The organism is Amycolatopsis sp. NPDC059027 (genome assembly GCF_042739735.1).
In the GTDB taxonomy this organism is placed as follows: Bacteria; Actinomycetota; Actinomycetes; order Mycobacteriales; family Pseudonocardiaceae; genus Amycolatopsis.
Genome location: NZ_JBHYIK010000026.1, coordinates 43,041 through 52,920 on the forward strand (window position 1 = coordinate 43,041; position 9,880 = coordinate 52,920).

At 68.4% G+C, this 9,880-nt stretch carries 7 protein-coding genes and 1 tRNA gene; 1 reads left to right on the forward strand and 7 read right to left on the reverse strand.

The window, feature by feature from the left end:
• Positions 1-71: 71 nt before the first annotated feature.
• The 7 genes from pknB to ACFWY9_RS19605 form a co-directional block, all read right to left on the reverse strand.
• Complete coding sequence (gene pknB, locus ACFWY9_RS19575; protein ID WP_378326028.1) at positions 72-2,039, reverse strand: Stk1 family PASTA domain-containing Ser/Thr kinase; 1,968 nt, start codon at positions 2,037-2,039, stop codon at positions 72-74.
• Complete coding sequence (locus ACFWY9_RS19580) at positions 2,036-3,355, reverse strand: serine/threonine-protein kinase (protein WP_378326026.1); 1,320 nt, start codon at positions 3,353-3,355, stop codon at positions 2,036-2,038. The genes pknB and ACFWY9_RS19580 overlap by 4 nt, the downstream gene beginning before the upstream one ends.
• A gap of 3 nt (positions 3,356-3,358) precedes the next feature.
• Complete coding sequence (locus ACFWY9_RS19585) at positions 3,359-4,828, reverse strand: peptidoglycan D,D-transpeptidase FtsI family protein (RefSeq protein ID WP_378326024.1); 1,470 nt, start codon at positions 4,826-4,828, stop codon at positions 3,359-3,361.
• Complete coding sequence (locus tag ACFWY9_RS19590; protein WP_378326023.1) at positions 4,825-6,300, reverse strand: FtsW/RodA/SpoVE family cell cycle protein; 1,476 nt, start codon at positions 6,298-6,300, stop codon at positions 4,825-4,827. The genes ACFWY9_RS19585 and ACFWY9_RS19590 overlap by 4 nt, the downstream gene beginning before the upstream one ends.
• Positions 6,300-7,691 carry a PP2C family protein-serine/threonine phosphatase gene (locus ACFWY9_RS19595; RefSeq protein WP_378326022.1) on the reverse strand — a complete coding sequence of 464 codons (1,392 nt, stop codon included), beginning with the start codon at positions 7,689-7,691 and terminating at the stop codon, positions 6,300-6,302. Before ACFWY9_RS19595 ends, ACFWY9_RS19590 begins: the two co-directional genes overlap by 1 nt.
• Positions 7,688-8,152 carry an FHA domain-containing protein gene (locus ACFWY9_RS19600; RefSeq protein WP_378326020.1) on the reverse strand — a complete coding sequence of 155 codons (465 nt, stop codon included), beginning with the start codon at positions 8,150-8,152 and terminating at the stop codon, positions 7,688-7,690. The genes ACFWY9_RS19595 and ACFWY9_RS19600 overlap by 4 nt, the downstream gene beginning before the upstream one ends.
• Before the next feature lie 102 nt (positions 8,153-8,254).
• Entirely contained in the window at positions 8,255-9,484 is a 1,230-nt protein-coding gene (locus ACFWY9_RS19605) for a DUF3662 and FHA domain-containing protein (protein WP_378326019.1), read from the reverse strand.
• A 126-nt stretch (positions 9,485-9,610) separates the two neighbouring features.
• Between ACFWY9_RS19605 and ACFWY9_RS19610 the strand changes: the two genes are divergently transcribed.
• Positions 9,611-9,693: transfer RNA gene (locus tag ACFWY9_RS19610), tRNA-Leu, on the forward strand.
• Positions 9,694-9,880: the final 187 nt, after the last annotated feature.

Genomic DNA, 9,880 nt, shown 5'->3' on the forward strand with positions numbered 1-9,880 from the left:
TCTGTGCGACATAAATTCTTCACAGTGCGCTCAGTCTCCCGCGTGCGGGCCTTTCTCAGGACCTCATGCCGTCAGGGCCTGCCTGGCGGGAACAGGCCTGAGGTCGACGAACTCGACGACGTCGGATTGCCGTTGCTGTCGGCGACGAAGATCGTGACCGTCGCGGTCTTGCCGATCTGCGTCCCGCTCTGCGGATTGGTCTTCACGATCGTGCCGGGATCGCCCTTGCCGGAGCGATCCGTCTGCTTGTTGAAGCTGCCCTTCCAGCCCTTGGACTGCAGCAACTGCTGTGCCGACTCGGGAGTCTGACCGGTCAGGTCGGGCAGGGTGATCTGCTGCTGCGAACCGTCCGACACGACCAGCGTGATGGTGGTGCCCGGCGGCAGCGAACCGCTCGCGCTCTGGCTGATGACCTCGCCCTCGGGCTTGTCCGAAGCCTGGTCCACCCGCTTGACCGTGAATCCGGAGGCCTTGAGCGCGGCGGCGGCCGAGGAGTACTGCTGGCCGGTGTAGTCCTGGGCGTTCTTGTTCCCCTGCGCCTTTCCGACCACGATGTCCACAGTGGAGTTGAGTTCCACCGAGGAGCCCGCCGCCGGGTTCTGGGACTGGACCATTCCGGCCTGGCTCGGGTCGTTGACCTCCACCTCGGTGGTGTTGCCGATCCGCAGCTTGCTGTTGGTGAGTTCCTTCACCGCGTCGGTGAGGGACTTGCCCTTGAGGTCGGGGACGCTGGTCTGGCCGGGCTTCGCCCCCACGGACAGCGTCACCTGCTGGTCGACCGGGACGCTCTGCCCCTCGCCGGGCTCAATCTTGACGACCTTGCCGATGTCGTCGGCGGTACAGGTCGGACCGCCGTCGGTGGGCTGGGCGCCACCGCAGACGACCTGCTTGTCCGGGCCGATGTTGGTGAAGCCCTGTGAGCGCAGTTTGGCCTTGGCCACCTCAACCTGCTGGTGCAGCACCTGCGGGATGGGCTTGGCCTCCGACTTGTAGTTGAACGCACCGAGCAGCGCCATGATGCCGAGCACCGCAGCGAGCACGAACACCCCCGCGCCGATCGCCAGCCAGATCCGGCGTCGTCGTTTCGCCTTCGGGTCTTCCTCCGGTTCGGCGTAGTCGTCGTACGCCTGCGTCCGGCGGTCGGTGTCCATGACCTGGGTGCGCTCGTCCTCGGACATGACCATCGGCGCCGACGGCCGCTGCCCGGACAGCGTGCGCACCAGGTCCGAACGCATCTCGGCGGCGGACTGGTAGCGGTTGGCCGGGCCCTTCGCCAGCGCCTTGAGCACGACGGCGTCCAGCTCCGGCGACACCGCGGGGTTCACCGTGGACGGCGCGCTCGGGTCCTCCCGGACGTGCTGGTAGGCCACGGCCACCGGGGAGTCCCCGGTGAACGGCGGCTCCCCGGTGACCAGTTCGTACAGCACGCAGCCGGCGGCGTAGACGTCCGAACGGGCGTCGACCGACTCGCCGCGTGCCTGCTCCGGCGAGAGGTACTGCGCCGTGCCGATCACCGCGGCGGTCTGGGTCATCGCGGACTGGCCGTCGTGCATCGCGCGGGCGATGCCGAAGTCCATCACCTTGACCGCGCCGTTCTTGGTGATCATGACGTTCGCGGGCTTGACGTCGCGGTGCACGATGCCGTGCCGGTGCGAGAAGTCCAGCGCGGCGCAGACGTCGGCCATGACCTCCATCGCGCGCTTCTGCGACAGCGGGCCCTCGGTCTTGACGATGTCCCGCAGCGTCCGGCCCTCGACGTACTCCATCACGATGTACGGCAGCGGGCCGAACTCGGTGTTCGCCTCGCCGGTGTCGTAGACCGCGACGATCGCCGGGTGGTTCAGCGCGGCGGCGTTCTGTGCCTCCCGGCGGAACCGCTCCAGGAACTGCGGGTCACGGGCCAGGTCGGCACGCAGGATCTTGATCGCGACTTCCCGGCCGAGGCGCACGTCGTGGCCGTGATGGACCTCGGACATGCCTCCGTAGCCGAGCGTGTCGCCCAGCTCGTACCGGTTGGAGAGCAGTCTGGGTGTGCTCATCTCTGAATGCCGTTCCATTCCGTCCAAGATGTGGTCATGATGCCTTGCCGGCCGTCGTTTTCGCGCGACCCCGATGTCGCGCGGCCCGGCGCTCTGCCATACGGGACCACGGGGTACATGGTCGGCGCGAGTGACTGCGCGGGAGCGGGGGATTGTCCGCCCGGAACCGGTTCATTCGTCTCCACGTTCCGCGGCGGGGCTCCGTTGCCCGAACCGACCAGCTTCATGGCGACCAGCGCGCCTGCCGCGAGGACAGCGACGATGATCACCGCGAGCAACACCCACCAGCCCCACTGGCTCCTGCGCCGGGGAGCCGGGGACACCGGGTGCATGGCCGGGCGAGACGGCGGACCGATCGCGACCATCGGGTTGGGTGGAGACAGGGGGGCCGGTGGCGCCAGCGACGGCTGCACCGGCAGCTGGTTCGCCGGGTACGACGCCTGGACCAGCCCGGACGGCGTCGGCAACGGGAGGCCGGCACGGACGGCGGCGACCGCGTTCGCGAACTCGCCACCCGCCGAATAGCGCTGGCGGGGGTCCTTGACGAGCGTCGCCTCGATCACCGCGCGGGCCCCCGGCGGGACGTCGGGAGGCAGCGGGGGCGGGATGTCGCGGATGTGCATCATCGCGACCGTCACCGCGTTCTCGGAGAGGAACGGCCGGTGCCCGGCGAGACATTCGTACCCGCACACGGCGAGCGAATAGACGTCGCTGGCGGGTTCGGCCACGTGCCCGAGCGCCTGCTCGGGGGCGATGTAGTGGGCGGTGCCCATGACCATCCCGGACCGGGTCACCGGTGCCGCGTCGGCGGCCTTCGCGACGCCGAAGTCGGTGATCTTCACCTGCCCTGCCGGGGTCACCAGGATGTTGCCCGGTTTGACGTCTCGGTGCACCAGGCCCTGTTCGTGCGCGGCCTGCAGCGCGTTGCCCGCCTGCTCCAGGATGTCGAGGGTGAAGTCGGCCGACAGCCGCCCGTGCTTGGCGAGCAGCCCGGCGAGCGGGTCACCCTCGACCAGTTCCATGACCAGGTAGGCGATCGACAGCTCGTCCCCGGTGCCCTGCTCGCCCGCGATCGTCTCGCCGTAGTCGTGCACGGCGGCGATGCCGGGGTGGTTGAGCGAGGCCGTCATCCTGGCTTCGGTGCGGAAGCGGTGCAGGAACTCGGCGTCGCCGGAGAGCTCCGCCTTGAGCACCTTGACCGCGACCGTCCGGTCGAGCCTGGTGTCGCTGGCCTGCCAGACCTCGCCCATCCCGCCGACGGCGATCCGGTTCGTCAGCTTGTACCGCTCGGCCAGCAGCTGACCCGAGGACAGCATCCGCTATCCACCCCCGAGCTTGGCGTTGATCGCGGCGCGGCCGATCTCGGCGGCGACCGAGCCACCGGTCGCGGCCAGCCCGCGGTTACCGCCGCTTTCGACGATGACCGCGACGGCGATCTGCGGGTCGTTGGCCGGCGCGAACGCGGTGTACCAGGCGTGCGGCGGGGTCTGCTTCGGGTTGACGCCGTGCTCGGCGGTCCCCGTCTTGGATGCGATCTGGATCTTCGGGTTCTTGCCGCCGCCCTTGGTGTTGGCCTCGGACGCGATCATCATGTCCTTGAGGATCCCGTTGTTCTCACTGGACATCACCGGCGTTCCGGTGAGCTCCTTCGGGGCGTAATCCTCGATCGTGGACAGGTCCGGCGCCAGCACCGACTGCACCAGCTGCGGCGTCATCGCCATGCCACCGTTCGCGATGGTCGCCGACAGCATGGCGTCCTGCAGCGGCGTGAGCCGGACGTCGCGCTGGCCGATGCCGCTCTGGTAGAGCGCGCCCTGCGAGTCCAGCGGACCCAGCGTGGAGGACACGACCTTCATCGGCACGGTCATGTTGTTCTGCCCGATGCCGTAGTTCGCGGCGGTCTTGTTCAGCTTGTCCTTGCCCAGCTCACCGGCCATCTGCGCGAAGGGCACGTTGCACGAGTACGCCAGCGCGTCCTTGAACGTGCTGCCGGGGCAGGGCTCGCCCCCGTAGTTTTCCAGCGTGACTTCGGTGCCGGGCAGCTTGGTGTTCGGCGAGGTATCGATCTTGTCGGTCGGCTTCTTGCCCGCCTCGAGCGCGGCCGCGGCGGTGACCAGCTTGAACGTCGAACCCGGCGGGTAGTACTCCGAGATCGCCCGGTTCAGCATCGGGTTCTTGTCGTCCTTCTTGGTGTACGAGTCCCACGCGGCGATCTGGTCCTTGCCGCTGTGCGTGGAGAGCTTGTTCGGGTCGTAGGACGGCGTCGAGACCATCGCCAGGATGCGGCCGGTCTTCGGCTCCAGCGCGACCACCGCGCCGGTGTAGCCGTGCTTCATCATCCCGTCGTAGGCGGCCTTCTGCACCGCGGGATCGATCGTCAGCCGCACGTTGCCGCCGCGCGGGTCGCGGCCGGTGACCATGTCCGAGAGCCGCCGCACGAACAGCCGGGGGTCCGAGCCGTTGAGGACGTCGTCCTCGGCGCGTTCCAGCCCGCCGGAGCCGTAGTTGATCGAGTAGTAGCCGGTGACCGGCGCGTACATCGGCCCGTCGGTGTAGGTGCGGGTGAACTTGTACTTGTCGTTCGACTTCTCGACCTTGGCCAGCACCGTGCCGTTCGGCGTGACGATCTGGCCGCGCTCCCTGGCGTACTCGTCGTAGAGCACCCGCTGATTGCGCGGGTTCGAGCGGTAGTCGTCGGCCTTGACCACCTGGATGTAGGTCGCGTTCCCGAGCAGGAGCACCACCATCACCAGCATCGCGATGCCGACCTTGCGCATGGGGGTGTTCACTGGGCCCTCCCGTCCCCGGCGACCGGCGGGCGCTGCACCATCACGGTGTGCGCCTCGGCCAGCGGGGCCTGCGGTTGCTGTGGCTTCGGCCGCGCGGCCGGTTTGCGTGCCGCGTCGGAGATTCGGAGCAACAGGGCCACCAGGATGTAGTTCGCGAGCAGCGACGAGCCACCCTTGGACAGGAACGGAGCGGTGATACCGGTCTCCGGGATGAGCTTCGTGACGCCGCCGACGACGACGAAGATCTGCATGACGATGGTGAACGCGAGCCCGCAGCCCAGCAGCTTGCCGAAGGTGTCCCGCACGGCCAGCGCGTTGCGCATCCCGCGCATCGCGATCAGCAGGTACAGCATCAGCACCGCGGCGAGCCCGATGAAGCCGAGCTCCTCGCCGATGCCCGCGGTGATGAAGTCCGTGTTCGCCTCGGGCACGATGTCGGGCCGTCCCGCGCCGAGGCCGGTGCCGCCGATACCGCCGGTGCCGAGCCCGAACAGGCTCTGCACCATCTGGTAGCCCTTGTTGTCGATGTCGGCGAACGGATCGATCCAGTTCTCCACCCGGACCCGGACGTGCGCGAACAGGTTGTAGGCGATCACGCAGCCCACCGCGAAGAAGCTGAGCCCGACGATCACCCAGATGGCCCGCTCGGTGGCCACGTAGATCATCACCAGGATGATGCCGAACAGCAGCAGTGCCGCGCCGAGTTCCTTCTCGAAGGCGAACACGCCCATGCAGACGATCGCGGCGATCAGCAGCGGGCCGAGGTCGCGGGCGCGGGGCAGCTCGACACCCACGATCTTCTTGCCCGCCACCATGAACAGATCGCGCTTGGACACCAGGAACGACGCGAAGAAGATGATCAGCAGGATCTTCGCGAACTCGCCCGGCTGGATCGAGAAGCCGGGAAGCCTGATCCAGACCTTCGCGCCGTTGGCCTCGGAGATGCTCGCGGGCAGCAGCGCGGGCAGGATCAGCGCGACGATGCCGACCAGGCCCGCGGTGTAGCCGTAACGGGTCAGCGTGCGGTGGTCGTTGACCACGATCAGCACGGCCACGAACAGCACCAGCGAGATGACGGTGAACAGCAGCTGGCTGGGCACGGCGGGGCTGAACTTGTCGTCCGCCTCGGTCGCGCGGTCCTCGTACGCCAGGTCGAGGCGGTGGATCATCACCAGGCCGATGCCGTTGAGCAGTGCGACACACGGCAGGATCACCGGGTCGGCGTTCGGTGCCCAGCGGCGGACGGCCAGGTGCGCGGCGGTCAGGATGCCGAGGTAGGCGAGGCCGAGCCAGAGGATCGTGAGGGTGAGTTCCTGCTCCTGGTTCGCCTCGACGATCACCAGCGCGAGCGTGACGATCACCGCCGCGAACGCCAGCAGCAGCAACTCGGCGTTGCGCCTGCCGGGCAGTTCGCGGGGCGGGTTGGTCTGGAACTGGGCGGACACCGAGTCGGCCAGCTGCTGCTGACTCATCAGTTACCGCCTCCCGTCGTCGGTGCCGTACTCGGCGTCGAGCAGTCCCTCCCCGCTGGCTGGTTCGCCGACGACGAGGCGGGAGTGGGCTCACCCGACGACGGAGGCGCCGAGCTCGGCGTGGGGGTCGGCTGCCCGGACTGACCCGGCGCGGCCGGCTTGCAGTCGTTGAGCCGCTTCTGCCGCTGAAGGAAGTCGTCGATGTACTTGCGGGCGTCGTCGAGGCTTTCCTTCTTGACGCCGTTCTTCACCGCGATCCGCGCGTCTTCCTGCAACTGCGGCACGCGCAGCTTCGCCGTGCACACCTGACCCGGCGGGCAGGAACCCTGCTCGTACGAGTGCAGCTGGATGCCGAGAATGCTGCCGGGGACGCCGCGGAAGATCACGACCTCCTCGTCCGCTCCCTCGCCGACATAGTACTGACTCAGCACGAAATACCGGGTCGCGATCGCGGCCGCGGCCAGCACGATCAGCACCACCAGCGAGCCGATCAGCCAGCGAAACCGCTTCCGGCGCTTCGCCTTCGGATCCTGCTGCGGCTGCGGCAGCTCCGGTCTCGGCTGCTGCGGCGGCTGCGTCAGCGCCCTGGCCCGCGCGGCGGGCGAATCGCCCTGGTGCCGTTCGTCGCTGCCGTCCCCGGCGGCGCCCCCGACGATCGGGGCGTCCTCACCGAAGTCGACGTCGACGACGTCCGCGATGATCACCGTGACGTTGTCCGTGCCGCCGCCCTTGAGCGCCAGCTCGATCATCCGGTCGGCGCACTCCTGCGGGTCGGCGATCTGCACCGCCTCGGCCAGCGTCTCGTCGCTGACCATCCCGGACAGCCCGTCCGAGCAGATCAGGTACCGATCGCCGGCGCGGGCCTCCCGCACGGTCAGGCTCGGCTCCACCTCGTGCCCGGTCAGCGCCTTGAGCAGCAGCGAACGCTGCGGGTGGACCGCGGCCTCCTCCGGCGTGATCCGGCCCTGTTCGAGCAGTTCGTTGACGAAGCTGTCGTCGCGGGTGATCTGGGTGAACTGCCCACCGCGCAACAGGTATGCGCGCGAGTCGCCGACGTGCACCAGGCCGAGCCGGGTGCCGGCGAACAGCACCGCGGTCAGCGTCGTGCCCATCCCGTCGAGGTCGGGGTCCTGCGAGACCAGCTCGGCGATCGCGCCGTTGCCGGTGGCCACCGCGTCGCGCAACTGGGCGAGCAGGTCGTCACCGGGTTCGTCGTCGTCGAGCGGGGCGAGCGAGGCGATGACGACCTTGCTGGCCACCTCACCGGCCGCGTGCCCGCCCATACCGTCGGCGAGCGCGAGAAGGCGGGGACCGGCGTAGACGGAGTCCTGGTTGCTCGAACGCACCAGGCCCCGGTCACTGCGGGCCGCGTAGCGGAGGACGAGAGTCATGGGCGAAGCTCGATCACCGTCTTGCCGATCCGGATGGGGACTCCGAGCGGGACCCGGAGGGGTGCAGTGACCTTAGCCCGGTCGAGATAGGTCCCGTTCGTCGAGCCCAGATCTTCCACGTACCAGTCCTCCCCGCGCTGCACGATCCGGGCATGCCGGGTCGAGGCGTAGTCGTCGTCGAGCACCAGCGTCGAATCGTCGGCGCGGCCGATCAGGATCGGCCTGCCGTCGAGCGCGATCCTGGTCCCGGCCAGCGCCCCATGGGTCACCAGCAGTTGCTGCGGTGCCTTGCTGCTGCGTGGCTTCTTCTTGTCCTTGGTGCGGCGGAAGCTCGGCACCTGTACCCGGAGCCCCGACGCCGCGTACAGGTCCGAACGCACGATCCGCAGCGCGGCGAACACGAAAAGCCAGAGCAGCACGAGAAAGCCCACCCTGGTGAGTTGAACGACCAGCTCTGGCACTTGTTGTGTCCGCTCCCGACTCTGCACGCAGCCCACGACGCCGGTTCGCCGCAGTACGCCCGCAAGGGCAATTCTGCACCGAACCTACTCAGTGCCCGCCGCTCAGCCCTGGGTTCGGAACACGAGGGACGAATGACCGACGCGGATGACGTCGCCGTCGGCGAGCTGCCACGTCTGCACCGGCGTGCCGTTCACCGTGGTTCCGTTGGTCGACCCGATGTCCGCCAGCGTCGCGCTCTGCCCGTCCCAGGTGATCTCCAGATGCCGGCGTGAGACCCCGGTGTCCGGCAGCCGGAAGTCGGCGTCCTGACCGCGGCCGACCACGTTCCCGCCCTGCTTGAGCGAGTACGTCCGGTTCGACCCGTCGTCCAGCTGCAGGCTCGCCGCCAGCTGCCGCGCGCCACCGCCGTAGCCGCCGCCCTGCTGCGCGTACGGGTCGCCCGCGGGCTGGCCGTATCCCTGCTGCTGGCCGTACTGGTCGTAGCCGCCCTGCTGGCCGCCGTACTGGTCGTACCCGCCCTGCTGCTGGCCATAGCCCTGGTCGTATCCGGGCTGCTGCTGGCCGTACCCCTGGTCGTACCCGGGTTGCTGCTGGCCGCCGTACTGGTCGTACCCGGGCTGTTGCCCGCCGTAGCCCTGGTCGTATCCGGGCTGCTGCTGGCCGTACCCCTGGTCGTACCCGGGCTGCTGACCGTAACCCTGGTCGTATCCGGGCTGCGGCGGTTGCCCGTACCCCTGGCCCTGGTCGTAGCCGCCCTGCTGGCCATAGCCCTGGTCGTACCCGGGCTGTTGCTGGCCACCCTGCTGTCCGTAGCCGTACTGGCCGTGCTGCTGCTGGCCGTACGGGTCACCCTTGTCGTATTGGCCTTGGCCGTAGCCGGGGGGCTGGCTCATTGCTGGGTCTCCTGCGTTGCTGGGTAGTGCCGACCGTGACGAACCGGCGGCGTCAGGAGACCTGACGTCGGGATCGACGGACGAACGGGTCTTGAACTGTCCAGTATGCAGCGCCTCGTTGCGCTCGAGTGACACGACGACGTCACCATAGGTGTCCCAGCCGTGCTCGGCGAGATGTTCCGCCACAGCCCTCGCCAGTGCACTGGTGACTCTTTGCTCGTCACCGGCCATGCGCTCGTGATCAGCCTGCCCCAGCGACACGATGTAGTGATTCGGGGCGAGCTGCCGACCGCCTGCCAGCTCACGAACGTTCTCCTCGCTTTCCCGCTCGAGCGCAACCGCCACTTCCTGAGTGACGACATTGCCACCGAACATGCGCGCGAAGGTATTACCCACCAGGTTCTCGAGGCGCCTGTCAAAGCGCTCAACGCGGCCCACCGGGGCAAACCTCCTCACGCCTGTTGCTTCCGCTCCGATCCTATCCGGGTAAGCGCCGCTGGACACGACCCCCGGTGAAACCCGTTCAAACCCCCTGTTAAGCTGTACGAGCTGTCAAAGTGACTCGCGCGAGTGGCGGAATGGCAGACGCGCACGGTTCAGGTCCGTGTGTCCGAAAGGACGTGAGGGTTCAACTCCCTCCTCGCGCACGCTGGGGCTGACGACGAAATCAGCCCGCCGTGACCGACGTAATGGCCGGTCAGGGAGCGAGATGTGACAGTGAAGGGGCCGCCACCCCCGCGCCGTCACAGCGTTTTTGGGGGTTGGTTGGGTGGGGGGTGGGGTTTGTGACGGGTGATAGAGGGGATCTCCACACGACTCGATGGGGTTGAATAG

Excerpts from the sequence above, each read along its gene's own strand:
- pknB (WP_378326028.1), bottom strand. The coding sequence starts at position 2,039 with ATGAGCACACCCAGACTGCTCTCCAACCGGTACGAGCTGGGCGACACG.
- ACFWY9_RS19580 (WP_378326026.1), bottom strand. The coding sequence starts at position 3,355 with ATGCTGTCCTCGGGTCAGCTGCTGGCCGAGCGGTACAAGCTGACGAAC.
- ACFWY9_RS19590 (WP_378326023.1), bottom strand. The coding sequence starts at position 6,300 with ATGAGTCAGCAGCAGCTGGCCGACTCGGTGTCCGCCCAGTTCCAGACC.
- ACFWY9_RS19595 (WP_378326022.1), bottom strand. The coding sequence starts at position 7,691 with ATGACTCTCGTCCTCCGCTACGCGGCCCGCAGTGACCGGGGCCTGGTG.